This window comes from Kitasatospora sp. NPDC097605, from assembly GCF_040302725.1.
In the GTDB taxonomy this organism is placed as follows: Bacteria; Actinomycetota; Actinomycetes; order Streptomycetales; family Streptomycetaceae; genus Kitasatospora.
Genome location: NZ_JBEOSF010000004.1, coordinates 218,496 through 242,514, shown reverse-complemented (window position 1 = coordinate 242,514; position 24,019 = coordinate 218,496). Strand labels below are relative to the sequence as shown.

21 protein-coding genes are annotated in these 24,019 nt (G+C 73.3%); 2 read left to right on the top strand and 19 right to left on the bottom strand.

The annotated features are described in order from the left end of the window. Nucleotides 1-104: 104 nt before the first annotated feature. From ABTX81_RS06650 to ABTX81_RS06640, 3 genes are all read right to left on the bottom strand, one after another. Nucleotides 105-1,064: a hypothetical protein gene (locus ABTX81_RS06650; RefSeq protein WP_350542027.1), complete on the bottom strand. Its 960-nt coding sequence runs from the start codon at nucleotides 1,062-1,064 to the stop codon at nucleotides 105-107. A 61-nt stretch (nucleotides 1,065-1,125) separates the two neighbouring features. Then, complete coding sequence (locus tag ABTX81_RS06645) at nucleotides 1,126-1,512, bottom strand: DUF6508 domain-containing protein (protein ID WP_350542025.1); 387 nt, start codon at nucleotides 1,510-1,512, stop codon at nucleotides 1,126-1,128. Continuing rightward, a complete protein-coding gene (locus ABTX81_RS06640) occupies nucleotides 1,505-2,695 on the bottom strand; it encodes a hypothetical protein (RefSeq protein ID WP_350542023.1) in 1,191 nt (396 codons plus the stop codon). Before ABTX81_RS06640 ends, ABTX81_RS06645 begins: the two co-directional genes overlap by 8 nt. 355 nt (nucleotides 2,696-3,050) lie before the next feature. On the opposite strand from ABTX81_RS06640, the gene ABTX81_RS06635 reads away from it, so the two are divergent. Then, entirely contained in the window at nucleotides 3,051-3,752 is a 702-nt protein-coding gene (locus tag ABTX81_RS06635) for an acetate uptake transporter family protein (protein WP_350542021.1), read from the top strand. Nucleotides 3,753-3,814: 62 nt separating this feature from the next. Here the strand turns inward: ABTX81_RS06635 and ABTX81_RS06630 are convergent, their stop codons facing one another. Beyond that, on the bottom strand, nucleotides 3,815-4,369 hold the full coding sequence (locus ABTX81_RS06630; protein WP_350542019.1) for a Dps family protein: 555 nt from the start codon (nucleotides 4,367-4,369) through the stop codon (nucleotides 3,815-3,817). Nucleotides 4,370-4,590: 221 nt separating this feature from the next. Between ABTX81_RS06630 and ABTX81_RS06625 the strand changes: the two genes are divergently transcribed. Then, complete coding sequence (locus ABTX81_RS06625) at nucleotides 4,591-5,763, top strand: low temperature requirement protein A (RefSeq protein ID WP_350542018.1); 1,173 nt, start codon at nucleotides 4,591-4,593, stop codon at nucleotides 5,761-5,763. Between the two features lie 19 nt (nucleotides 5,764-5,782). Here the strand turns inward: ABTX81_RS06625 and ABTX81_RS06620 are convergent, their stop codons facing one another. From ABTX81_RS06620 to ABTX81_RS06550, 15 genes are all read right to left on the bottom strand, one after another. Continuing rightward, nucleotides 5,783-6,799, bottom strand: a complete 1,017-nt coding sequence (locus tag ABTX81_RS06620) for an AraC-like ligand-binding domain-containing protein (protein ID WP_350542016.1) — start codon at nucleotides 6,797-6,799, stop codon at nucleotides 5,783-5,785. 106 nt (nucleotides 6,800-6,905) lie between these two features. Further along, on the bottom strand, nucleotides 6,906-7,721 hold the full coding sequence (locus ABTX81_RS06615) for a carbohydrate ABC transporter permease (protein ID WP_350542014.1): 816 nt from the start codon (nucleotides 7,719-7,721) through the stop codon (nucleotides 6,906-6,908). 32 nt (nucleotides 7,722-7,753) lie between these two features. After that, entirely contained in the window at nucleotides 7,754-8,608 is an 855-nt protein-coding gene (locus tag ABTX81_RS06610) for a carbohydrate ABC transporter permease (RefSeq protein WP_502892718.1), read from the bottom strand. Nucleotides 8,609-8,642: 34 nt separating this feature from the next. After that, nucleotides 8,643-9,923, bottom strand: a complete 1,281-nt coding sequence (locus ABTX81_RS06605) for a sugar ABC transporter substrate-binding protein (protein ID WP_350542010.1) — start codon at nucleotides 9,921-9,923, stop codon at nucleotides 8,643-8,645. A gap of 114 nt (nucleotides 9,924-10,037) precedes the next feature. Then, nucleotides 10,038-10,847, bottom strand: coding sequence for an alpha/beta fold hydrolase (locus ABTX81_RS06600; RefSeq protein WP_350542008.1), 810 nt, complete (start codon nucleotides 10,845-10,847; stop codon nucleotides 10,038-10,040). A gap of 86 nt (nucleotides 10,848-10,933) precedes the next feature. Continuing rightward, the gene (locus ABTX81_RS06595; RefSeq protein ID WP_350542006.1) at nucleotides 10,934-13,678 is read right to left on the bottom strand and encodes a helix-turn-helix transcriptional regulator; all 2,745 of its coding nucleotides are present in this window, start codon (nucleotides 13,676-13,678) and stop codon (nucleotides 10,934-10,936) included. Between the two features lie 435 nt (nucleotides 13,679-14,113). Beyond that, entirely contained in the window at nucleotides 14,114-14,734 is a 621-nt protein-coding gene (locus ABTX81_RS06590; RefSeq protein WP_350542004.1) for a hypothetical protein, read from the bottom strand. A gap of 53 nt (nucleotides 14,735-14,787) precedes the next feature. After that, nucleotides 14,788-17,022, bottom strand: a complete 2,235-nt coding sequence (locus tag ABTX81_RS06585; protein ID WP_350542003.1) for a hypothetical protein — start codon at nucleotides 17,020-17,022, stop codon at nucleotides 14,788-14,790. A gap of 44 nt (nucleotides 17,023-17,066) precedes the next feature. Continuing rightward, nucleotides 17,067-17,897 carry a hypothetical protein gene (locus ABTX81_RS06580; protein WP_350542001.1) on the bottom strand — a complete coding sequence of 277 codons (831 nt, stop codon included), beginning with the start codon at nucleotides 17,895-17,897 and terminating at the stop codon, nucleotides 17,067-17,069. Nucleotides 17,898-18,003: 106 nt separating this feature from the next. Then, a complete protein-coding gene (locus tag ABTX81_RS06575; RefSeq protein WP_350541999.1) occupies nucleotides 18,004-18,657 on the bottom strand; it encodes a Crp/Fnr family transcriptional regulator in 654 nt (217 codons plus the stop codon). Between the two features lie 42 nt (nucleotides 18,658-18,699). Beyond that, nucleotides 18,700-19,215: a Pycsar system effector family protein gene (locus ABTX81_RS06570; RefSeq protein ID WP_350541997.1), complete on the bottom strand. Its 516-nt coding sequence runs from the start codon at nucleotides 19,213-19,215 to the stop codon at nucleotides 18,700-18,702. Between the two features lie 171 nt (nucleotides 19,216-19,386). Then, nucleotides 19,387-20,211, bottom strand: a complete 825-nt coding sequence (locus tag ABTX81_RS06565) for a GntR family transcriptional regulator (protein ID WP_350541995.1) — start codon at nucleotides 20,209-20,211, stop codon at nucleotides 19,387-19,389. Between the two features lie 104 nt (nucleotides 20,212-20,315). Continuing rightward, complete coding sequence (locus ABTX81_RS06560) at nucleotides 20,316-21,104, bottom strand: sulfite exporter TauE/SafE family protein (protein ID WP_350541993.1); 789 nt, start codon at nucleotides 21,102-21,104, stop codon at nucleotides 20,316-20,318. Then, on the bottom strand, nucleotides 21,101-22,561 hold the full coding sequence (locus tag ABTX81_RS06555; protein WP_350541991.1) for an MBL fold metallo-hydrolase: 1,461 nt from the start codon (nucleotides 22,559-22,561) through the stop codon (nucleotides 21,101-21,103). The genes ABTX81_RS06560 and ABTX81_RS06555 overlap by 4 nt, the downstream gene beginning before the upstream one ends. A 114-nt stretch (nucleotides 22,562-22,675) precedes the next feature. Then, a complete protein-coding gene (locus tag ABTX81_RS06550) occupies nucleotides 22,676-23,875 on the bottom strand; it encodes an NAD(P)/FAD-dependent oxidoreductase (RefSeq protein WP_350541989.1) in 1,200 nt (399 codons plus the stop codon). Nucleotides 23,876-24,019: the final 144 nt, after the last annotated feature.

Genomic DNA, 24,019 nt, shown 5'->3' with positions numbered 1-24,019 from the left:
CCCCACCCTGGCGCCTCCCCGGGCCCGGGCGCACGGGGCCGAACGGCCCTGCCCGGCGGGCCCCGGGCCCCGGATCGGCTCGGCGCCGACCGGGGCGGAGGCACCTACCGGCGACCGCCGGCGCTCAGTGCGGGGCGGGCGGCCACCAGGGCGGCCGTGCCGGTGACGGCGAAGAGCGCGAGCAGCGTGGTCACGGTGACGGTGTCGGGGGCGGTGACCGGCTGGGAGCGCAGCGCCTGCCAGGTCAGGGTGAGGACCAGGCCCAGGTAGGCCAGCGCGGTGATCCACATCAGCGCGACCCGCCGGCCGTCGGAGAGCCCGCTCGGCCTGGTCGCGAGCAGGAAGCCGATCAGCGGCAGCACCTGGAGCGCGTGGAGGCCGGCGAAGTGGGGGATCCGCAGATCGCCCCCGAGCGTGCTCCAGTCGGTGACGGGCAGTCCCGGGCCGCCGTCGGCGAGCCCCACGGTGTGCGCGCCGACGATCGGCAGCCCGTGGCCCTTCGCGGCGGCCGCGCGCTGCTGGGAGGTGGGCATCGTCATCAGGAACGCGACGGCCATGCCCAGCGCGCTCACCCCCGTGCCCAGGCGCAGCCCCCACGCGAACACCGGCGGCAGCACCCGCTGGCGCAGCAGCAGCACGACGGTGGCCAGGGCCATCGCCCAGGTGGCGACGATGAAGGCGGCCATCGTCATCCACACCGCGGTCGCCGTCGCGGTGCCGAAGTTGAAGTGGCTGGTGGTTCCGCTCGCCGCCGCGGCCGCGATCAGGGCCATCTCGACGGTCAGCGACACGGCGGTCACCCGGGAGACGAGCCGCACCGCGCGCTCGTGGCCGCGGACGAAGGTGAGCAGCCACAGCAGGGTGAGGGTGTAGATGCCGATCGACAGCGCGAAGCGGGCCGGCTTCGCCCAGGCGGGCTGGCCCGTGATCGACCGGGAGTCCGCGATCAGGCCCACCAGGGCGATGACCAGCATCAGGGCCATCAGCGCGGCGGTGCCGGCCAGCGGCCGGTTGACCGTCCACGCCCGCCGCGCCAGGTCCGAGGACCTGTCGACCCACACCATGTGCCGCCCTTTCCCAGTGCCGATGCGCCGGCCGGCCCTCGGGCCGCGCTCCCCGGCGGGCTCAGATCTCGCCGTTCTCCGCCAGCTCCTGGAGGCGGTCGACGACCGTGTCGAGGAGGCCGGTCGCCTCGATCTGTTCGAGGTGGCCGCCGACGAAGCGGCCGAGCCGCAGGTGCGCGGTGGCGATCCGGCGGAGGGTCCGGGTGTCGGCCGAGGCGATGAACTCGGGATCGAGGGTCCTGCCGTCCCGGTGCGGCTCCCAGTTCCTCCAGTCGAAGCCCTCCTCGGTCAGTCCGAGCATCGGGGCCTCGACGGCGAAGTGGTGGGCGCGGGTCATGCCCAGGGGGCGCGCGGGTGGGGCGGCCCCGCCCCGCCCCCGTCCGGCTTCCGGTGCCGGGCGGTACAGCGCGATGATCTCGCGGGCGGAGTCCTGGGTCAGCTCAGGCATGCTTCGGTCCTCCGCACCAGTCGGTCACGACTTCGTGGGCGTCGCAGTTCCACTGGTTCAGGTCCTCGTCGTGCGTGTAGCCGTCCACCCGGTAGGTGAGATCGCGGTGGTACAGCACTTCCCACTCGTCGGCGTGCTGCGAGTACGGCCAGACCTCGGCACCGGTGCCGCCCTTGCCGAGGAAGGTGGTCTGGACGTTCCCCGGCCAGGGGTCACCGCCGGCCGCCGCGCTCGTGAAGGCGGTGTTGGTGACGGGCCCGCCCGCCAGGTGATCGTCGAGCCGGCCCTTGCACATGTTCTCCCCGCGCGTGCAGTTCGACCCGTCGAAGACCGTCATGTTCGACAGCCCGGAGTCGATGGCCTCCACGAGCGGAAGCATCACCCGGTACTCCGGATCGGTGAACCCGTATCTGCGCAACGTCGTGTTGATCGCGTAGTAGTAGTTGGTCGTGTAGATGAAGACCGCCATGGCCTGACGGAGTGTCACCGAATCCGGCCGGCTGACGTGGGGGACCTTCGCCTTCGCGGCATCGACGTAGTCGCTGTACTTACCGGGCAGCTCCAGGTCGAACACGTCGGCGTAGTCGTTCTTGATCCCGGCGAAGCCGGGAGTCAGCTCCTTGCCGAGTTCCTCGGTCCGCGCCACGACGTTCACGGTGGTCAACGTCGCCGTGTTCGACGATCCGTAGTGCGCGCCCGCCCAGGCGACCGCCTCCAGCGCGTACTTCGCGTCCACCCTCCGATGTCCGCTGAGTACCAGGGGCACGGCGACGCTCACCGGGTCGGCGCCGTAGAAGCAGGCCAGCGCCCGGAAGACCGCCCCGGTGGAGTCCAGGGCGCAGGTGCGCGGATCCAGCGGCTCGAAGACCAGGACCCGCTTGAACCGGATCCCGGCCCCGCCGCCCGTCACCGGTCGGGAGATCCAGCAGGGCAGCCACGGCCGGTAGTCGGCGGCCTTGTCCTTCGCCAGGTCCTCGACGGAGACGCCGGCGGCGGACAGCGCCTCCACCAGGGACCCGGTGTCCTTCGGCGGGGTGTAATCGCCGGGCAGGCAGGAGACGACGAGGACGTCGACCGCGTCCTCGGGCGCCAGCTGCGTCAGGTCCCCCCAGAGGAACCTGACGGTGCGTTCGTCCTTTCCCGGATGGTCGAGGGTGAAGCTGTCGATCTCGGTCAGGGCCATGGTCGGTCCACCTCGGGAGCTGCTCGGGTACGCCACGAGGGCGGAGCCCCGGGGCGGTCGGGCCGTCGGACCCGCCCCCGGGGCCGTTCGCCCGCGCCATGGGTACCCGACCCGCCGGCCGCCATTCCCGATCGACCGCCGGTCCACTCGAACGAACGCACGGAACCATCGGGGGCCGAAAGGGGCGGGGCGGCGGTGGGCACGGGCGCGACAGTGCCCGTACACCGCGGGGCAAGTCATGGTTCGCCCCGATTCGTATGGTTTCGGCACGAGTTCGCCCGACGGCGGACCTGACGGCCGCCCGGTGGACGGCCGTCCCGAGGATGCGCAGCAGCGAGATCGAGGGAGCCCGGCGATGGTGGTCATGACGGCGGAGGAGCAGCGGGTGCGCGAGCCCGAACCGGACCTGCACTCCATGGCACGGATCCAGCTACGGCCCATCGCCTCGCCGATGCCGCTGGGCTTCTTCATGGTGGGCATCGCCTCCGCCGTGACCAGCAGCCTTCAGCTCGGTCTGATCGACGGCGCGCACCGGCAGGCGGTGGCGCTCACGGTCTTCTCCGCCTTCGTGCTCCAACTGCTGGTCAGCGTCCTCGCCTTCGGGGCCCGGGACGTCATCGCGGCGACGCTGATGGGCGGGTTCGCCGGGGCCTGGCTGGCCAACGGCCTGGTGTCGGCGACCGATGCCGGGGGCGGGGCGCGGGTGCTGGGGGTGATGAACCTGGCGTTCACGGTCTTCGCCGCCCTGATGGCCTCGGTGGCGCGGCCGAAGAAGGCGCTCTGGCTGCTCCTGCTGATCGCGACGCCGCGTTACTTCACCGCGGGCCTGTACGGCGTCACCGGCGAGGCCTGGCTGGGCCGCCTCACCGGAGCGCTCGGCATGCTCCTCGCGGCGGTGGCCATGTACGCGGCCTACGCCCTGATGCTGGAGGAGCTCCGCGGCCGGGAGGTGCTGCCGATCGGGCGCAGCGGTCCGGCCCACCTCGCCATGCACGCGGGGCTGGCCGGCCAGCTGCGCGGACTGGAGACCCAGGCGGGGGTGCGCCGGAGCCTGTAGCGGGCCCGGTTGCGCCGGCGGCACCGGGCCGGGCCTGCCGCGGCGGCAGGCCCGGCCCCCGGTCACGCCCCGGTGCCGGGGGTGACGACCAGGTGCTCGGCGAGGAACCAGACCTGGGTCTCGCCGGTGCGGATGATCTGGGAGACCAGGAGGTCCTGGGTGCCGTCGTCGCCGAGCGCCGCCGTGCGGGTGGCGGCGTCGCGGACGTCGGTGAGGATGGTCTCGTGCGCGTCGAGGAGCCGCGAGAGCATCGAGCGCACGTCCTCGGAGCCGTCCGGCGGGCGCGGCACGCCCGTGATCTCGGCGGCGTGGCGGGGGTCGCCGACGGCGACGCCGCCGAGGCTCTGCACCCGTTCGGCGAGCGCGTCGACCAGGTCGAGCTGCTCCTGGGCGTGCTTGTCGAAGAGCAGGTGCAGCTGGTAGGCCGTCGGTCCGCGCATGCCCCAGTGGCACTTCTTGTAGAGCGCGTACAGGAACTGGGTGTCCGCGAGCACGCGGTTGAGCCGCTGGCACGAGTACTGCCGGGCGTCGTGGGAGAGGGCGATCGGCAGCTGGGTGACGGTGCCGAACTCCTGGACCTCGGCACCGTGCTGGTGGAGGCGTGGCTGACTGGTCATGGAAGCTCCTGGGACATCGGGGCGGCCGGGGGTGGCCGCCGGTCACGAGGCTAGGAAGCCGTGGGCGCGGCGCTGTTCCGACGGCGCACCGGCTGCGGTCGGTCCGTGCACCCCGGGCGGCGGAGTTCGCTCCCGGGCCAGGGTCCGTGCGCCCGCGGACTCGGCCCGCCCGCCGGCCGTCCTAGCCTCGGGCCCGGAGAGCCGGCGGAGCGAGGAGAGGCATGAGCGTGAACGCGCGGACGGGCGCCGGACGGTGGCGCGCCATGACGGGCCGCGACCCCGCCGAGCCGCACCGGAGCGCCACCTCGCTGGAGCTCCTCCTCGACCTCTGCTTCGTCGTCGCGGTGGCACAGGCGTCCGCGAGCCTGCACGGGGCGCTGGCCGACGGCCGCTTCGCCACCGGGGTGCTGCGCTTCGCCGTCGTCTTCTTCGCCATCTGGTGGGCGTGGATGAACTTCACCTGGTTCGCCTCCGCCTACGACCCCGACGACGTCCCGTACCGGCTGACCGTGCTGGTGCAGATCGCCGGCTCGCTCGTGCTCGCCGCCGGGGTGCGCCGCGCCTTCGAGGACGGCGACCTGCGCGTCATCACGCTCGGGTACACCGTGCTGCGGACGGCGCTGGCCGCGCTCTGGCTGCGGGCCGCGCTGTCCGACCCGGCGCGGCGCAGGACCGCGCTGCGCTTCGCCGCCGGGGTGACGGCGTGCCAGCTCGGCTGGGTGGCCCTGCTCCTGGCGCCGGAGGCGGTGCGGCCGCCGGGGATCGCGGTGCTGGTCGTGGCCGAGGTGGCGGTCCCGGTGTGGGCGCAGTCCGCCGGGATGACCCCCTGGCATCCGCGCCACATCGCCGAGCGCTACGAGTCGTTCACCCTGATCGTGCTCGGCGAGTCCGTGGCGGCCGCCACCGTCGCCGTCCGCGACGCCTTCGACCGGCACCAGGGCACCGGTCCGCTGTACACGCTGGCGATGGGCGGGCTGCTCATGGCCTTCGCCATGTGGTGGCTGTACTACGCCCGCTCCGCGCACACCCTGCTCGCGACGACGCACCGGGAGCACCGCAGGAGGTTCCCCTGGGCCTACGGCCACTACCTGGTCTTCGCCGCGGCGACCGCCGAGGGTGCCGGCCTGGCGGCCTACGCCGACCACCTGACGCGTCACCCCGGGGCGTCGTCGGCCGCCGCCGGCGCCGCGGTGACCGTTCCGGCGGCCGTCTTCCTCCTCACGGTCTGGGCCGTGCACCTGCGGCCCCACCGGAGGCACCCGGCCGAACGGATCGTGTTCCCCGCCGCGGCGGTCGGCGTCCTGGCCGCTTCCTGGTCCCCCGCGCCCGCACTGCTCGCCGGTGTGCTCCTGGCGGGCGCGGGCGCGCTGGCCGGCCGGGACACCCGGCGGTGACGGCCCGGACCCGGCCGGCTCAGGCCTCGACCAGCCGCGCGGACGGCGGGCCGGCCGGCGCCGACTCCTGGATGCCGCGCCACTCGCGCGGGGCCATCCCGTAGGCGTCCCGGAACACCCGGCTGAAGTGCGCGGCGCTGGTGAAGCCCCAGCGGTGCGCCACCGCGGAGATCGTGGTGTTCCGGTGCAGCGCCAGGTCGTGCCGGCACTCCTTGAGGCGGCGCCGCTGGATCCACCGGCGGACCGTGGCGTCCTCGCCCTCGAACAGCTTGTGCAGATAGCGCAGGGAGATCTGATGGGCCCGGGCGATGGCCTCCGGGCTCAGCTCGGGGTCCGCGAGGTTCCGGTCGATGAACTCCTGGATCCGCAGCAGCAGGGCCCGGTCTCCCCCGGTCGAGTCGGCGGCGGTCCGGCCGAGCACCTCGTCGGCCAGCATGCCGAGCAGGTCCACGGTGTTGCGGGCCACCAGCTTGAGGGTGCGCGGCGGGAAGTCCCCGACGCCGTCCACCAGGCCGGCCAGCAGGGGCGCGAGCAGGCAGCCGAGCGGTGTGTCGGCGCCGAACCGGCGGGCGGTCACCTGGGCCGTCTCGGACTCGCTCAGGCCCAGGACGTCCCTCGGTAGCACCAGGGACTTCGTCCGGAAGGCCCGGGTGAAGTCCAGCCGGAAGGGGCGGGCCAGGTCGTGGACGACGAGGTCCCCGGGCCCCAGGTCCGCCTCCCGGCCGTCCTGCTCCAGGCGGGCGGTACCGGTCTCCAGCAGGGTGACCACCAGGTGGTCGCCCCGGCCGTCCGGTCCGACGCGCGGCCTCGGCCGCAGCGCGGACGGGCCCTCGCCCTCCACGGTGGCGGTCCGCAGCCGCCCGAGCGACGACGTCCGGACCGTGCCGGTGGACGGCTCGCCGGGGACGGTCAGGGGCACGGCGCCGAACGTCCGGGCCAGCGCCTCGTGCCAGGCCGCCCGCCCGCGGTGGGCGGGCGGCGCGTCGGTGCTGCGGTAGCCGCCGTGAGCGCGTCCCTCGTGGACATCCGGTGCCATGATCCCCGTCCTTCGGCCGGTGTGCCTTCCGCATCACCGTGCCAGCGGCCCCGGGCCGGGCGCATCACGTGAACACGCTAGATCGGGCGCCGGGGCCCGGTCCGCCTCACCGCAGGGCTCCGCTGGTGGCGCCGGCGGTGACGAAGCGCTGGGAGAGGACCAGCAGCAGCGCGGCGGGCAGGGACGCCAGGACCGAGGTCGCCATGACGGCGTTCCACTGGTCCGTGTGGGCCCCGAGGTACTCGTAGATGCCCAGGGTGATCGGCCGCACGGACGGCGTGCTGGTCAGGGTGAGCGCGAAGAGGAAGTCGCTCCAGGAGAAGAGGAAGGTGAAGACCGCGGCGGTGACCAGCGCGTTGGTGCTCAGCGGGAGCACCACGGACCGGAAGACGCGCAGCCGGCCGGCGCCGTCCATCCGGGCCGCCTCGATGATCTCCCCGGGGATGGTCCGCATGAAGGCGTGCAGGATGATGATCGCGAAGGGGACCCCGGCGGTGGAGTCGGCGAGGACCAGCCCCAGGTAGGAGTCGAGGAGCCCGAGGCCGGCGTAGGCGTCGTAGAGCGCGTCGGCCACCACGATGCCCGGCACCATCTGGGTGACCAGGACCGCGAGCAGCACCGCACGGGTGCCGCGGAGCGGGAACCGGGCCAGCGCGTGGGCGGCCGGCGCGGCGAGCCCGAGGCCGAGCACCACGCTGCCGAGCGACACCAGCAGGCTGGTGAGGAGGTTGCGCCCCTGCTCGCGCAGCGCGACGGCGTAGCCGCCGAAATCCGGATGGAGCGGGAACCAGCCTCCCCGCAGGGTGCTGCCCGCCGGCTGGAGGGAGGCGTTCACCATCCAGTAGACGGGGAACAGCATCAGCGCCAGCAGCACGATCCCGACGACGGTGGAGAGCGGGCCGCGGCCCCGGGCGCGTTTCACCGACAGCACCTCTCGTGCACGGACGGCACCTCTCAGAGGGCCCGGGCGCGGCGGTCGGCCCGCAGGTGGAGGAGGGCGAAGACGAACGAGACGCCGATGAGCACATTGCTCAGCACGGCGCCGCGGCCGAACTCGAACTGCTGGAAGGAGAGCTCGTAGGCCCGGGTGGCGAGGGTCTGGGTGGCGCCGGCCGGCCCGCCCCCGGTCACCACGAGGATGATGTCGAGCACCTTCAGCGTGTAGACCACGCCCAGCAGCAGCACCACGCGCGCCACGGGCCGCAGCAGCGGCCAGGTGAGGTGGCGGAACGTGGCCACCGGTCCGGCGCCGTCCAGCTTCGCCGCCTCGTACAGGGACGGCGGGATGTCCTGCAGCCCGCCGTACAGGATCGCGGTGGCGAAGGGGACGCCGACCCAGACGTTGACCAGGATCACCGACAGCAGCGCCTGCGAGGTGCCGGTGAGCCAGGGGACGCCGGTCGAGGAGAGGTGGAGTCCGCGCAGCACCGCGTTGACGACCCCCGTCTCGGGGTCGAGCATCCACCGCCACGTCGTCCCGGAGACCACCAGCGGCAGCAGCCAGGGCAGCAGCAGGAGCGAGCGCAGGACGCCGCCGAGCGGGAAGCCGCGCCGGAAGAACAGGGCGAGGGCCAGGCCGACGGCGAACTGCCCGAGGACGGAACCGGCGGTGAACAGCACCGTGGTCGGCAGGGCCTGGACGAAGGCGTCCGAGGAGAGCACCGTCGCGTAGTTCCGCAGCCCCACGAACGGGGCGGCGCCGGTGTAGAACGTCGTGGCCGAGTACTGCTGGAAGCTCATCACGGCGTTCCTGACCACGGGGTAGCCGAAGAACAGCAGCAGGTACGCCGCGGCGGGCAGGACGAACATCCACCGCGACAGCCGCGCCCAGGGGCCGGACCGGTCAGTCACCGGTCGCGATCCGCTGGGCCTGCCGGAGCGCTTCCTCGGGGGTCTGCCGCCCGGTCAGCGCGGACTGGATCGCGGTGTGGATCCCGGTCGCCGCCTTCGGCCACCGGACGCCGAGCTGCGCCGTGCGGGCCCGCGCGTTCGCCACGCCCTCGACGAAAACGGCCGCCGAGGGGTTGCGCCGCGCGTACTCGGCGGCGACGGCCGGGCGGGAGGGGACCGTCACGTGCTGGTCGGCCAGGGTGAGCATGTTCGAGGGCTCGGTGAGGCAGGCGAGGACCTGGGCGGCCTTCTCCTGCCGCTCCCTGGAGGAGCTCCGCGGGACCGTCCACACCTCACCGCCGAGCGGGGTGACCGGGGTCTGCCCCGCCCGGGGCACCGGGAGGGGGGCCACCGCCCAGTGCAGGCCCGGGTCCTGGTTCAGCGCGGGGATCCGCCACGGCCCGTTGATCATCATGGCCGTCCGGCCGGCGGCGAACTGGTCGTGGAGGTCGGCCTGCGTCCAGTTGAGCACCGACTTGGCCATCGAGCCGCTGTTCACCAGGTCGACCCAGAGCCGGAGCGCCTCGGCGGCCTGCGGGGTGTCCAGTTGCTTCTCGTCCCCGCCGTTGGACCACAGGAAGGGCAGGAACTGCCAGCTGCTCTCGAAGCCGGCGTTCGCGTCGACCGCCATGCCGTAGCGCCCGGGGCGGGTCAGCCGGGCCGCCGCCTCCTTCAGCTCGTCCCAGGTCCGCGGGACGGCGACGCCGGCCTCGGCGAGCATGTCCTCGTTGTAGAAGAGGGCGATCGTGCTGACGTAGGGCGCCAGCCCGTACACCTTCCCCTGGTAGCTGCCCGCGGTCAGGATGGGCTCGGCGAAGCCGCCGGTGTCGATGCCGTACTGGTCCAGCGGCGTCAGGGCGCCGGTCTGCGCGATCTGCTGCAGGTCGCCGTTGTCCAGCATCAGGAGGTCCGGCAGGGTCCGCGCCGAGGCCTGCTGCAGGACCTTGGGGACGAGCGACGCCCCCGGGACGCTGGTGTGCTCGACGCGGACGCCGGCCCGCTCCCCGCACGTGGAGAGCATCGCGTCCCACTGGGCGTGCTCGGTGCGGTCGGTGTAGTAGTCGAGCACCGTGAGGGAGGTGATCCCCTGGCCGGTGCCCCCGCCGGAGCCGGACCCGGTCCCGGCGGCGCAGCCGGTGGCGACGGTGACCAGGGCCATCAGGCCGGCCAGGCCTGCCAGGCCGGCCAGGCCGTTGGCGAAACGCCGCGTCGGCCGTGGGACCGGTGGAATCATGCTGGGTGCCTTGTCGAGTGACTGTGGGTGGCCGGGAACGGCCGCTGTCCGCGAGGATGGGACGCCCGTGACGTCACGCTGACCCAAACCGGTGTCTTCCGCTCGAAGCACATCTTAAACACCCCTGGTGGGCCCCTCGCGCGGGGTGTCCGGGAACCACCAGAGCGGGCGTCGTCCCAGGCCGGCGGCCTCCCGGATCATCCCCGCCACGGCCTCGGGCCGAGACAGCGCGACCGCGTGCGAGCCGTCCAGCAGGTGCTCGGTGGCCGCCATGCGCTGCGCCATGAAGCGCTGGGCGGTCGGGTTGACGACCCGGTCGGCGGTCGCGATGGCGTACCAGGACGGCCTGGCGGCCCAGGCCGGCGGGCCCGATCGGCCGGCCAGCGCGGCGCACGCGATCGGGCGCTGCGCGGCGGCCAGCAGCCGCTGCTCGCCGGGCGGCAGATCGGCGGCGTAGACGTGCGGGAACAGCTCCGCGCGGATGGACAGCCCGCGCCGCGACCGGACGTCGGCGGCCGGCACGCCGGTGGCCCGCGCATCGGTGACGAGCGCGTCGATGACCAGCGCGTCGGCCACCGGCGCCGGGGCGAAACGGTTCACCACGTCCAGGACGCACTCGCCGGCGTCGAGGCCGAAGCCCGCGACGTAGCAGAGCGCCACCACGTTGTCCGCGTCGGCGGCGGCCCGGGTGATGACCGCGCCGCCGTAGTCGTGGCCGACCAGCACGACGGGACCGTCGAGGCCGCGCAGCACACCGGCGATCCGGGCGGCGTCGTGCGCCAGACCGCGCAGCGGGTTGGCGGGGGCGCGGACGGTCAGCCCGTCCGCGCGGAGCAGCGCGCCGACCCCCGCCCAGAGCGCGGTGTCCGCGAACGCGCCGTGCACCAGCACGACGGTGGGCGGCAAGGGGCTGGATCGGTGCACGCCGGCGACCTCCGACTCGGTGGTGGGTCCCCAGCCAAGCGCGCCCGGCCGGGACTGCGCATCGCGTAGACATACCAGAAATCCGCTCAGTCGTCGGGCAGGGTCAGCACCAGGGTGGCGAGCTGAACCCGGGAGTTGACCGACAGCTTGCGGAAGGCCGACGTCAGATGGGTGTTGACGGTGTGCGGGGAGAGGAAGAGCAGCTCGGCGGCCGACCGGTTGGTGTGGCCCTGGGCGACCAGGCGCGCGACCTTCCGCTCCGAGGCGGTGAGGGCCTGCCACCCCTGGACGGGACGCGGGCCGGCCGCCGCCCGCCGCCCGCCGGCGCCCGCGCTGCCCAGCGCGCGCTGCACCCGGGCCGCCGCGGCGTGGCCGCCCGACGCGGCGTAGGTGTCCCGGGCGAACGTCAGCGCGGCCACCGCCTCCCGGGTCCGGCCCGCCGCCAGCAGCGCGCGCCCCAGGTCCGCGGAGGCGTCGGCGCGCACCAGCGGACGGGGGCTCGCGGCAAGCAGTTCCACGCCGTCCTCAAGCAGCGCGGGATCCTCCTTCACCAGCCCGAGGGCCTGCGCCGCGAGGCCCGTGGCGGTCGGCACGGCGGGGTTGCGCTCCGCGTGGGCGGTGGCCTGGGCGGCCAGGTCCTCGGCGAGCTCCCGCTCCCCGCCGCGCAGCGCCAGGCGGGTGGCGAGGGCCACCGAGTCGCGCAGGATCCGCCAGCGCATGAACGGGCCCTCCCGCTGCACCAGCCGGATCCGCTCGACGGCGCGCCCGAGGTCCCCGTCGGCCGCGGCGTGGAGCGCCTCCAGGAAGCGCACCGCGGCGGTGTTGCCCGCGTTCGGCTTGGCCGCCAGCCGTTCGCGCGCGGCGGCCAGGTGGTCCGTCGCCGCCTGCCGCTCGCCGCGCAGCAACGCGATCCGGGAGCGCAGCACCCGGCCGTTCACCTGCTGCACGGAGATCCGCACCTCGGTCTCCAGGCGCTCCATGGTCACGAGGTCGGCCTCGGCGTCGTCGAGCCGGCCGAGCCCCAGGTCGTGCTGGCCCTGGGCCCACGCCGTCATCGCCTGACGGGCCGTCCTGGCCTCCGTCGCCCGCTGGAGCAGCCGGCCGCCGGACCCGAAGTCGTCCAGGTGCAGGTGCGCAACGACCTCCTCCGGCAGGAAGGCCCGGTCGAGGGCGCTCAGCGCGGCGAAGCGCTCCAGCGCGAGCGCGCCCGCCCCCGCGTTCTGCGCGATCTCGCCGAGCGCGGACAGGGCCAGGACGTGCGCCTCCCGGTCGCCGGCGGCGGTGGCGGCGCGCAGCGCGCTCTCGCCCGCCTCACGCGCCGTGACCAGGTCGGGCTCCCGGGACAGGGCCAGGGTGCGCAGGGCGGCCAGTCGCGCCGCGACCTCCGGGGCGGCGCCGCCCGTGGCGAGCGCGGCCTCGGTCCGGCGGCGCAGTTCGGCGGCCAGGTCCAGCTCCCAGAGCGTGCCGCCGAGGGCGGCCTGCAGCCGGCCGAACACCTCCAGCGGCGGCCGCTCGGCCAGCAGGCGGTCGCCCGCCGCCAGGGCCTCCCGGCTGCGGCCGGCCCGGGTCAGGCAGCGCACGGCCTGCTCGCCGACGGCGAACCGCAGCGGACGCGCCGGGGGGACGAGTTCCAGGGCGCGCGTCATCAGGTCGGCCGCGAGGTCCGGCGTGACCGGCAGCACGTCGTCGGCCGCGCGCCGCAGCAGCGTCACCGCCTCCTCGTCCCCGGACAGGGCTCCCCGGAGGATGTGCGGCACCGCGTCGATCGGCTGCTGACCCGCCGCGACCAGGCCGCGGGCGGCCTCCCGGTGCAGCGCCTTGCGGGCCGACGGCGGGATGTCGGCGTAGACCGCCTGGCGCAGCAGGTCGTGGCGGAACACCAGCCGGTCGCCGTCGTCGTCCAGCAGTCCGGCGCGCAGGGCCTCCTCCAGCGCCGGAATCAGCGCGGTGGCGGGCCGGCCGCAGAGCGCGGCGGCGGCGTCGAAGCCGAAGCCGCGGCCCAGGACGGCTCCCATCTGGAGGAAGCGCAGGGTGTCGGGCTGCAGCGACCGGAGTCTGCCGCGCACGCCGACCACCAGCCCCGGGGGCACCGGCTGGTCCGACGCCCCGGCGGTGCGCAGGCCCACCAGCATCTCGACGGCCAGGAACGGGTTCCCGCCCGCGCCGTCGAGGAGTTCCCGCACCCGTCCGTCGACCGCCGCCCCGAGGGTGTCGCCGGCCAGCTGGCCGATGGCCGCGCCGGACAGCGGCCCCAGCGGGACGGTGACCGTCGGCAGGTCGCCGGCCGCAGCCGCGACGATCTCCTCCGCCGGACCGGCGGGCTCGCGCCGGCCGGTCAGCAGCCACAGCACCGGCGAGGTCCGCAGCCGGGTCGGCAGCTGCTGCAGGGCGAACCGGCTCAGCGCGTCGGCCCACTGGACGTCGTCCAGCCCGACCAGGACCGGCACACCGCCCGCCCGCGCCTCGATCGCCTCCGCGAGCCGCTCCACCAGCCAGATCCGCTGATCGTGGTTGCGGGCGAGGTCGGCGAAGTCGTCCCCGGACAGCAGCGGCCGGTCCCCGTGCAGCACACAGGTGGCCAACGACGACAGCGGCACGATGTGATGCAGCTCGTCGGCCCGCCCGACCCCGACCGAGAACCCCGCCGCCCCGGCCCTGGACACCGCCTCGGCGAGCAGCGTGCTCTTCCCGATCCCCGGCTCCCCCTGGATCAGGGCCAGCCCGCCGCTCCCGGTCCGGGCCACCGAGGCGATCAGCGCATCGAGCTCCGCGAGTTCCCCCTCCCGCCCGCGCAGCCCCCTGCGGGACAGCGCACCGCCCGTTCCCGCCATCTACGACCCGCCCCGTCCGCACTCACCCTTCCGCGCAATTCCCCGGAGAGTCTACCCACCCCGCACCACCGCCCTGACCTGGGCATTCACGGCCTATACGATCTAAAAGCCTTGCGTCGTGGTCAATCCATCGGACCACCGGCATCATCGGCGCGAGCTCGTGGAGGACGGCGTGGATCACTCTGAGCGGGGCTGACCTCGGACTCCCGGTCGGCGCACATGAGTGCCTGCACACCGGGCGCTACGGCTCGAGTCTGCGGGCCTCCATATCCTGGGCATTGCGCTGGAGGAGGTACTCGATCTCGTCGGGCGCATGGTGCATCCGGGCCTGGCGCCAAGCGCTGTCGAAATCGAACGGGGATCGGCTGAGCCGCTGAAGCCGGAGCGCCCGCAGGGTCGTGAGCGGGGCGAGCAGGACCCGCCACAGGGCGCCCCTCATCGGGCCCGTCCGCCCGTGGCCGCCCGGTCCGGCGGCGCGGTGGCCGCCTTCAGGGCTTCGACGGAGTGCTGTAGCAGGATTTGCATGGCCTCGTGCCGGGTCTCCAGGTCCTGGAATCCGGCGCCGACCGCCTCCCACTGCTCCAGGAGCGGGTGCCACCAGGTGTTGCAGGACTTGATCGCGCGTGAGAGCCGTTGGAGGTCAGCCACCCGGGAGTCGTCCGGGAACTCGCGCGTGCGCTCGATGTGGTCGAGCACCACGAGGTCCGGGTGATCGTAGAGGGCCACCTTGAGGAACTCCAGCCGTCTGATCCGTTCGGTGTCGGCCCGCCGGCCATCAAGGGTCTCCTGCGCGGTGACCGGCAGTCGAAGGGTGAACCTCGCGGACAGCAGCCGGTAGTACGGGCTGCGCCAAAGATCCGGCGCACCGAGCACCGCGTTGAGGGTGTCCTCGGCCCCGGGTACATCGTCAGGTTGGAGCCCTGCGGTCACTTTTGCGGCGGCGGTGCGGAGGTCGCTACGGACCTGCTCCGCGAGATTGGCCCGCCGCCGAAGGGCGGGCCGCCAGGTCAGGGTGAAGGTCGCCTCGAACGACACGCCCTGTTCGGCGCTGGGCAACTGGCACGGCCGCGGGCACCCCGTGGTGTGGGCGGCCCGCAGCCACGGCCACCTCATCGAGCGGGACCGTCGAGCGCGAAGACCTTGTGGAGCGGGGCGCTGACCAAGTGCTGGTAGAAGTCCTCGGCGATATCGACTCCCTGTGCCGTGACGGTGCCCGTGAGTGCCTGCATCAGGTCCATCCCTGCCTGGAGCATCCGGTGTCCGCGGAGCGGCACGAGCAGTTGCTCGCGCAGCTCCACGTAGCTCTCGGAGTCGACGTCGCCCGCGCAGGAGCGAATCCAGCCGGTGATCCGCGGGATGGTCTCGGGTGCGGTCTCCGGGCTGCCGAGCAACTCCGCCAAGGCCTGCTGGACATCGATGTCCGACAGGTCTGCAGACAGCAACCACGGCAGCCCCGGGGTGTCCACCGACATCAGAGCGAGGAATGCCAGGCTCCCGCTCCGGGGCGAGCTCTTCCGCTGCTGCCAGGTCCGAACCTCGGTGACCAGACGGGCCCGGCCGGCTGGACGGCGGGCAAGCTCGTCGAAGGCCGTGAGCACGCTCTGCCGGACGACCGGGTCAGTGGTCGTGTGCGCCACCCGCCGAAGCCGGACGACCGCCATCTTCCCAGCGGCGGGGCCGGCCTCGGGGTCGACCAGAACCAGGCGACAAGTGGAGACCACGGTGGGCGCGCTGCCGTTGGTATCGGCCCACTGGTAGAGCGTGGCCCAGACAAGGCTGCCGACATGCTCGTCGTGTACCGCGGCCCGGAGAACGGCACCCAACAGGTCCGGCTCGGTCACTTCCGCCAGCTTGTTGAGGTGCTCCCTCGTGCCGTGGCGCAGGGCCAGCGACGCGAGCGTCCGGACCACAGGGTCCTGCGGATCGGGCCGGCCGGCGATCTTCGCCAGCCAGCCGAGCAGTGGCGTGCGCATGGCCTCGTAGTTGTCCCAGACGTACTCGAGCACCGCCCGTCCGTACGCCGGCCGGTCGAAGAGCACCACGTCACGCCCGTCGACCGTGGCACCGACGTCCTGGATCCGACGACGCATTCCGCGGCCTGCGAAGGCCGTCTGAGCGACCGTTCCCACCGCCGGTTGCGCGTTCGCGGACTCCACCGCCGTCTGCAACTGCCGCGCACTGGCTGACACCAGCGACACCGGCGCGGATTGCCGTACCGCCAGGGCCAGCAGCAGGTAGCGGTCCTCCAGAGCCAACGACCGCTCGGTCCGGCCACGACCGACGGCGCGGTCGCCGAAGAGCTCGTCCAACTCCCCGCGCCAGTCCGACAGCGCGTCGAACACGCGGTCCGCGAACGCCTTCGCCGCGTCGTGGTCCCTTCCGCTCCGAAGCAGCGTCGGGGCCTGCTGGTAGAGGCAGTGCTCTTCCCAGACCTCGACGATCCGACGGACCGCCCGGACCGCCGCCACGGCGTTCAGACCTTGCAGTTGGGCCATGGCCGGCTCGGAAGCCCTGATCTCTGCGGCCGGCTCGTGATGGCCGCCGGCCTCGAGGTGAGCGTCCACCAGCGCGCCGGCGGCGGGAGGCTCCGTCAGACGGAGCACCTGCACACCGGGGCGGGTGACCGGACCGGTGGCATCCCAAAGCTCCTGCGCCACCGTCAGCACCAGCTGCGACCTGCAGCCCGCGAGGTTCTCGGCATGCTTCCCGAGCGACGTGAGGAAGTCCGCCGAGACCCGGTCGGTGTCAGGATCCTTGAGGTCGAGCTGGTAGGCGTACCCCCGCTCCAGGGGGAGCCGGGTCCAGTTGGGCGACTTCCAGTCCGCCTGCAGCTTGACCAGCCTCGTACTCGACACGGTGTGTTCGGCCAGCAGGCGCAACGCGAACGTGGTGGCGCCGATCGAGCGGGGGGCGACAACGACCAGGACGGGTGCGCGCAACTGGCCGGTTCCCGGGTCCAGCGCCTCCTGCCACGTCTCCGCCCACGCGTCACGGACGAACGGCTGTCCCCGGAGCGCCAAGCGGTCCAGTTCCTCGCCCTCGAGGACATCGCGCTTACGGGTTTCGATGATCAGCTGGTCGAGGACGCCGATGGCGACATCGACCTGACCGTGAAAGTTCGCCACCGGACCGGTAGCCGCGTGCACACCCGGAGCCACCTCCTGGGCGAGGGGTTGCTCCGGGGCCTCCTCAACCGGGACCGCCCGGGCATCGGGTTGCTCCGGCTGACTGTCGTTCCGGGCCCCCGGCAGCCAACGCGGCAGCCAGGAGCCGGGGTCGCTGGTCCTGCCCCCTTCGTCATTCGACTCGTCGGAGGAATCGGGCGGGTACGCGCCATCGGACACAGGTTTCTCCCTTGTTCGGATGAGATGGATACGGTGATGTCGGCTCAGCGGATGCGACGGTCGATCCGGAGTTGCTCGACGTGCCCGTTGATCACGGGGTCGATGAGCGATCCGGAGAAGTTGAGGACGGCCGATGCCCTGGCGGGCCGCTCCGGCGCCGGGTGCGTCGAGGGCCCTGAAGCTGGGCCAGGAACCGTGCTCTGAGGAGCGGACAAGTACCTACGGAGGGAGTCGGCAGGCAAGCCAGGGACGAGCAGTCGGCACGGCTCCTCGAACCCGGGCTTGTCGGCCACCCGAGCAGTGGCCGGGTGGATCTGCCGATCCGCCATCTCCGGCCGGGTGCGCCCGGCCTGGACGGAGCGCCGGTACACGGGCTCGGAGAGGACGGCCGCCAGGAACAGCCCGTTGCCGGTCGCGGCGGCGATGGCCTGATAGGCCGCGTCGCTGTTGACCAGACGGCAGGCATCGTTGATCGCGGCGCCGCGGCCGTCGGGGACACTCAGCGGGCCGACATGAACGGCGGCGCGGAGACGGATGGTCGGAGCGCTGTCCTTCCGGAGGCCCTCATGGCGCTGGAGGGAAGCGCTCAGGTTCCCCAAGAACGGATCGACCAACCGCGCGACATGCCTCGGCTCGAGCAACAGGATGACACCGTCGCCCGTGTCCCTGTAACCGGCGCCCAAGCTGGAGGGCTCGGGCAGCCCGCTCTGGGCGAAGGTGGTCTCCAGGATGCTGTCCAGGTCGGACCGGCCCGGCGCCATCTGCACTTCGGGAAGCCGACTGTAGCCCTTCATGTCGAGGACCAGGATGGCCTGTTCGGGCGGGACGTCGTGGCCTGGGACGTCGTGGTCCGGTACGGAGGCGGAGGGGGTCATTGGTATGGCCTTTCAACAGCCGGGGTGGCGGACGAGGCCCCATGCTGCTCGGCCGGACGAACCGGCGGTGCCCAGTACTGGGCACCGCCGCGGTGGTCTGCGTCACTCAGGCCAGCACATCGGCCTGGATGGCCGACATGTTCCGGATGACCAGTCCGCCGCCCGCCTCGGTCCCGACCCAGCCCCGTTCCCGCCACGGCCTGATCGCACTGCCCACACTGTTCCGGGAGGCGCCGATCAGCTGCGACAGTTCGGTCTGCGTCAACCGCACGACGGTCTCGGAGTCATTCCGGGAAGCGGCGTTGACCAATCGCCCCAGAGCCGCGGCGAGACGCGCGGGCACCGGCGCGGTTGCCATTTCCAGCCGAGCGGCCTCCGCCTCCCGGACGCGCGCAATCGCGTGACGCAGTAAGGGCACTGCCAGATTCTCATCGTTGACGAAGGAGAGGAAGTCAGGAGCGGGGATGATGTGGACGCGGCACGGCTCGGCGGCGATCACCGAGGCAGAACGCGGCTGGGCATCCAGGACCGCGAGTTCGCCGAACAGACCGCCGGCGCCGCGGACGGCAAGGAGCGTCTGCTCCCCGTTTGAGCCGGTCAGGGTGACCAGGGTGGACCCGGAACTGAGCAGGATCACCTGGGTGGCGGGGTCGCCCTGGCGAAGCAGTACGGATCTGGCGGGACGGCTACGTTCCGGTGCGAGATTGCGCAGTTTCGACCAGAGACGATCACCGATGATAGATTCATGGCAAAGGTACATACGCCCCCCGCATTCCTCTCGAATAACAGCGGCACGATGGTCTCAATTCATACAGGAAATCAACAGCCCAATTCCGGTCACCGTGCCCGCCGCCACGATCATGTCCACCGAAGCCCTGACCGCCCGGAATTTCCGTTCCGCGAGTCCGGCCAGCCGCCACAGGCGTTGCGCCTCGAACTCGACCAGGGTCGCCCGGTCGAAACGTGTCAGGTCGACAAGGGCGCTCGTCGTCACCGAGCCGGACGGGAAGGGCTCGAGTTCGGCCAATGACCGGCCCCGCGGCAGCACGGGCCGGATGGCGAAAAGCGCGGCCACCGTAGCGGCGAGCAGGAACCCGCAGCCGCACATCACCGCCCCGGCCAGCAGCACCGGTCCGGTGGACCAGGCCCGGACGGCCGCCACGGCCGCGGTCAACGTGCCGACGGCCAAGGCGCAGAGCGCGGCAGCCTTCCCATCGGCACGCTGGAGTTCCACGAGCACCGCTGCCGACCTCGCCCCGAGCACCACTTCCACCGGAACGGGCGAGGGATCAGCAGTCCCGCAGTTCGTCTCCGGCATCGAAACCTCCTGAGCTGATGCGACGATCCGGCCATGACCACTCTCCGGGAGATGGATGCCGGCGGAGGCCCAGTACCGGGCAACGTTGCTGTTCGCCGCGTCACAGCCCGACACGGGAGGCCACCGACGCCGCTGACGTCAAAGAGCATGTGAGAGCCGGGTGGGGCGCGGTCAGGGGGTCTGGACCGGGGCGCCCAGGCGGTAGTCGTGGGGGGAGAAGGCGGCGGCGACGGCGAAGCGGTCCGCGCGGACGAGGGTCTGGCGCCACTCGACGGGGCGGTCGGTGGTGTCGCGGCCGAGGCGGTCGACGGCGAGCAGTGCGGTGGTCGGGGGGCAGTCGAGCAGGATACGTTCGCCCCGGCCGGGGACGACGGCGCGGATGCGTTCCCAGCCGCCGACGATACGGGTGCCGCAGTGGCGTTCGAGTTCGCCGTAGAGCGAGGTGCGGGTGAAGTCGACGTCCAGCAGCGGGTCGGCGATGTCCGCGGGGAGCCAGACCCGGTCGACGGCGAGGGGTTCCTCGTCGGCCAGGCGGACGCGTTCGAGGTAGACGAGCGGGGTGGACTCCTCGAGTCCCAGGCGGGCGGCGATGACGCCGTCGGCGCGCCGGTCGAGCGCGCGCACGATGCTGCGCTGGACGGCGCCGACCTCCTCGACGGCGCGGAACAGGCTGTACGCCCGGCCGACGTCCTGCTCCAGGGGGCGGCTCGCGGTGAACCGGGAGGCCTTGCCGCGCTGGGCGGTGACGACGCCCTCCTCGCGGAGCTTGCGCAGGGCCTCGCGGACCGTGTGCCGGCTGACCCCGTATTCGGCGACGAGGTCGTGCTCGCCGGGGAAGACGTCGCGGAAGCCGCCCTCGTCGAGCCGGCGCAGCAGGTCGGCCCGTAGCTGCGCCCAGAGCGGACTGCCCGCGGATCGGGCGAGGGGCCTGGGGCCGGGCTCGGTGGTCACGGCGCCGTCCTGGGGGTCAGGGGTCGGATGGGTGGTGCGGGACACGCCATGCATGTTCGTACCTTTGCGGGGGGAGCACAAAATCGGCGCCCGCCGGGAGCGGCGGGCGCCGAGGGGATGGGCGCCGAGGGTGATGGTAGCCGCGGCCGTCAGACCAGGACGCCGAGCAGCATGCAGGCGGCCACCGCGAGCAGGACGACCGCGAAGGCCCGCTGCAGGGCGGCGCCGGAGAGCTTGGCCGCCAGGCGCTTGCCGTCCCAGGCGCCGAGGACGGCGGCGCCCACGAACGGTCCGAAGACCGCCGGGTCGAGGGACATGCCCGTGACCGTCAGCCGGGTGGCGAGGGAGGCGAGCGAGTTGACGAGGACGACCACCAGGCTGGTGGCGACGGCCTTGCGCATCGGCAGCCGGAGCACGGACACCAGCGCGGGCACCGCGAGGAAGCCGCCGCCGACGCCCAGCAGCCCAGTGACCGCCCCGAGGCCGGCGCCGGCCGCGATGGTGCGCGGGTACCCGCCGGCCGGGCGTCCGGCCTCGGTCGGCGGGGCCTGTCGCTCGGGGTCGGGCCGGCTGCCGGAGCGGGTGCCGCGCAGCATCGCCGTGGCGGCCAGGGCCGCGAGGACGGCGAACGCGGCGGTCAGCACCGGCTGCGGGACGCGGTGGGCGAGCCCGGCCGCCCCGACGGCGGGGAGCACCCCGGCCGCCGCGAACAGCGCGCCGGTGCGCCAGCTGATGGTGCCGGTGCCGCTGTGGCGGGCGAGCGCGGTGACCGAGGTGGCGGTGACGATGACCAGGCTGGTGGTCCCGGCCTCGGCGGGCGAGACGCCCAGGAGGTACACCAGGGCCGGGACCGCGAGCACTCCCCCGCCGCCGCCGAGCGCGCCGAGGGCCACGCCGACCACGGCTCCGCAGAGCAGAGCGGTGATCAGAACGCTCACGCCGTGACGCCGTCCGGGGTCCGGTCCGCGGGGTCGACGACCGGATCGACGACCGGATCGACGACCGGGTGGACGACCTCGCCCTGCCAGGCGGCGAAGCCGCCGCGCAGGTCGACGGCCTCGAAGCCGCGTGCCCGCAGCACGGACGCGGCCACCGAGGAGCGGTTGCCGCCCGCGCAGATCACGGTCAGCGGCTGCTCGGTCGGCAGTTCCGCCAGGCGCGCGAGCAGTTCGGGCAGCGGTATGAGCCGGGCGCCGGGGAGGGTGCCCTGCTCCCCCACCTCGCCCGGGCCGCGCACATCCAGCAGCTCGAACTCCCCGACCCCCTCGGCCAGTTGCCCGGCGAGCGCGTCGGCGTCCACCCGCCCGGCGGCGGTCAGCTGCGCGGCGCCCACGGCGTCCACCGGGGCGTCCAGGGCGCCGAGGACGCGGTCGAAGCCGATCCGGGCCAGCCTGGTCCGGGCTTCGGTCACGGCGTCCGGATCGCCGCACAGGACGACGGCGTCCTGGGCGTCGAGCACCTGGCCGGCGAGTTCGGCGAACCGGCCGCCGAGCGGGATGTTGACCGCGCCGTACAGATGGGCGGCGGCGAACTCCTCCGGATCCCGGGTGTCCAGCACGGTGGCGCCGGCGGCCCGGGCCGCGAGGAACGCCTCCGGGGTGAGCGGGGCGACCGGGGCGTCCTCGTCCAGGACCGGACGGGCCTGGCGGTTGCGGACCGAGGTGAACGCGAAGTAGGCGGGCGCCGCGGGCTGGCCGGCGGTCACCACGGCGACGAACTCGTCCTCGGTCATGTCGGCCAGGGCGTAGTTGCCGCGACGCTGGTTGCCGATCGTGCAACTCAGTTCGGTGGAGAGGTTCTTGCCGCAGGCGGAGCCGGCTCCGTGCGCCGGGTAGACCCGGGTGTCGTCCGGGAGGGCGAGCAGGGCGCGGGTGGAGTGATACAGGTGGCGGGCCATCTCCTCGGCGGAGCGGCCGCGCGAGCTGAGCAGATCGGGACGGCCGACGTCGCCGATGAACAGGGTGTCACCGGTGAGCACGCCGAACGGCACATCGTCGGCGGCGTGTTCGCGCACGACGACGCAGATCGACTCCGGGGTGTGGCCCGGGGTGTGCAGGATCTCCAGGTCGACCTCGCCGAGGCCGAGGCGCTCGCCGTCGCCCAGCGGGTCGGTGTCGAAGTCGAGCTCGGCGGCGGAGCCGTAGGAGATCCGGGCGCCGGTGCGCTCGGCCAGCTCCAGGTGGCCGGAGAGGAAGTCCGCGTGGATGTGGGTCTCGATGACCCGCTCGATGGTCAGACCGTGCTGGTCGGCGGTGGCGAGGTACTCGTGGACGTCGCGCTGGGGGTCGACCACGACGGCCCGGCCGGTGGTGCGGTCACCGACGAGGTACGAGGCGTGGGAGAGGCAGTCGAGGTAGAACTGCACGAAGACCAGCGGTCCGGCGGGCTGCGTCATCACAGGCTCCTGAGAGTGGACGGTGGATATGGCGGGGTGACCCCGTGGCCTCGCGAACGCCGCATGGGCGGCAGGCGGCACGGGCGGAAGGTCGCGCGGGCGGGCGCCGTGGGGTCAGGCGAGGCCGCGGAGCATCAGGTTCCAGTAGAGGAACGGCAGTCCGCGCCGCTTGAGGTACCACATGTCGGTGCGCTCGCGGATGGTGTCGATCAGCGGGATCGACGGCGTGGGCCGCCCGCTGTAGTCGAACTCGGCGAGCAGCATCTTGTTGCGGGCCGTGGTCAGCGGGCAGGAGGCGTAGCCGCCGTAGGACGCCCGCGGCTCCCGGCCGTCGAGGACGGCGAGCAGGTTCTCGACGAGCACCGGCGCCTGCTTGCGCACCGCGGCGCCGGTCTTGGAGTTCGGCGACGAGCCGGCGTCACCGAGCGCCCATACGTTCGGGTAGCGGACGTGCCGCATGGTGTGCTTGTCGATCTCGACGTAGCCGGCCGGGTCACCGGCGCCGGCGAGCGGGCCGCCCTTGATCCAGTCCGGGGCGCTCTGCGGCGGCACCAGGTGGGCGACGTCGTACGGCAGGGTCGTGGTGCCCCCGGTCCCCAGATCGGTGACGACCACCTCGCGGGCCTGCGGCCGCACCTCGGTGACCTCGCTCCCGTAGTGCACCTTGATGCCGTACCGGCGCACCACGTCGTCGAGCACCCGGGCGAACTCGGGGACGCCGAAGATGGAGGCGCCGGGGATCACCAGGTGGACGTCGATCCTGCCGAGCACCCCCTCCCTGCGCCAGTGGTCGGCGGCCAGGTAGGCGATCTTCTGCGGGGCGCCGCCGCACTTGATCGCCCCCGTGGGCATGCTGAACACCGCGCTGCCGGACCGCGTTTCGCGGATGAAGCGCCAGGTCGCGGGGGCGTACTGCGGCAGGTAGTTGCTGGACAGCCCGTCCTTGCCGAGCCCGGCCTCCAGGCCCGGCACCCGGTCCCAGTCCAGCTGGATGCCGGGGCAGACGACGAGGTGCTCGTAGGAGACCGTGCCGCCGTCGTCCAGCGCCACCTCCCGGGCCTCGGGATCGACGGCGACCGCGGCCCGGCGGATCCACGCCACGCCCTCCGGCATGACGGACGCCTGCGACCGGATGCTCTCCGCCAGCGGCGCCCGACCGCCGCCGACCAGCGTCCACAACGGCTGGTAGTAGTGGCGCTCGCTCGGATCGAGCACCGCGACGTCCCGCTCGCCGGCCCGTCGGAGCCGGGCCGCGACCGAGATCCCGGCGGTACCGCCGCCGATGATCACGATCCGGTGATGCTTGGTTATCAAGAGGCCTCCCTCGTGAATGTACGGACATTAAGCTAGGCCCGTCCGGCATCAGCCACAAGAATTGTCCGTACATTTTGCCTCCGAGGCATGGACCTCCCCCGGCCGACCCGCCTACGGCCCTGACGGCCGGCCTCCGACTCGCCG

Bases quoted from the DNA above. Each gene is read 5' to 3' on its own strand.
- ABTX81_RS06650 (WP_350542027.1), bottom strand. From the start codon at position 1,064: ATGGTGTGGGTCGACAGGTCCTCGGACCTGGCGCGGCGGGCGTGGACG.
- ABTX81_RS06595 (WP_350542006.1), bottom strand. From the start codon at position 13,678: ATGGCGGGAACGGGCGGTGCGCTGTCCCGCAGGGGGCTGCGCGGGCGG.
- ABTX81_RS06580 (WP_350542001.1), bottom strand. From the start codon at position 17,897: ATGACCCCCTCCGCCTCCGTACCGGACCACGACGTCCCAGGCCACGAC.
- ABTX81_RS06645 (WP_350542025.1), bottom strand. From the start codon at position 1,512: ATGCCTGAGCTGACCCAGGACTCCGCCCGCGAGATCATCGCGCTGTAC.
- ABTX81_RS06575 (WP_350541999.1), bottom strand. From the start codon at position 18,657: ATGTACCTTTGCCATGAATCTATCATCGGTGATCGTCTCTGGTCGAAA.
- ABTX81_RS06620 (WP_350542016.1), bottom strand. From the start codon at position 6,799: ATGGCACCGGATGTCCACGAGGGACGCGCTCACGGCGGCTACCGCAGC.
- ABTX81_RS06630 (WP_350542019.1), bottom strand. From the start codon at position 4,369: ATGACCAGTCAGCCACGCCTCCACCAGCACGGTGCCGAGGTCCAGGAG.
- ABTX81_RS06625 (WP_350542018.1), top strand. From the start codon at position 4,591: ATGAGCGTGAACGCGCGGACGGGCGCCGGACGGTGGCGCGCCATGACG.
- ABTX81_RS06635 (WP_350542021.1), top strand. From the start codon at position 3,051: ATGGTGGTCATGACGGCGGAGGAGCAGCGGGTGCGCGAGCCCGAACCG.
- ABTX81_RS06555 (WP_350541991.1), bottom strand. From the start codon at position 22,561: ATGACGCAGCCCGCCGGACCGCTGGTCTTCGTGCAGTTCTACCTCGAC.
- ABTX81_RS06640 (WP_350542023.1), bottom strand. From the start codon at position 2,695: ATGGCCCTGACCGAGATCGACAGCTTCACCCTCGACCATCCGGGAAAG.
- ABTX81_RS06610 (WP_502892718.1), bottom strand. From the start codon at position 8,608: ATGTTCGTCCTGCCCGCCGCGGCGTACCTGCTGCTGTTCTTCGGCTAC.
- ABTX81_RS06605 (WP_350542010.1), bottom strand. From the start codon at position 9,923: ATGATTCCACCGGTCCCACGGCCGACGCGGCGTTTCGCCAACGGCCTG.
- ABTX81_RS06570 (WP_350541997.1), bottom strand. From the start codon at position 19,215: ATGCCGGAGACGAACTGCGGGACTGCTGATCCCTCGCCCGTTCCGGTG.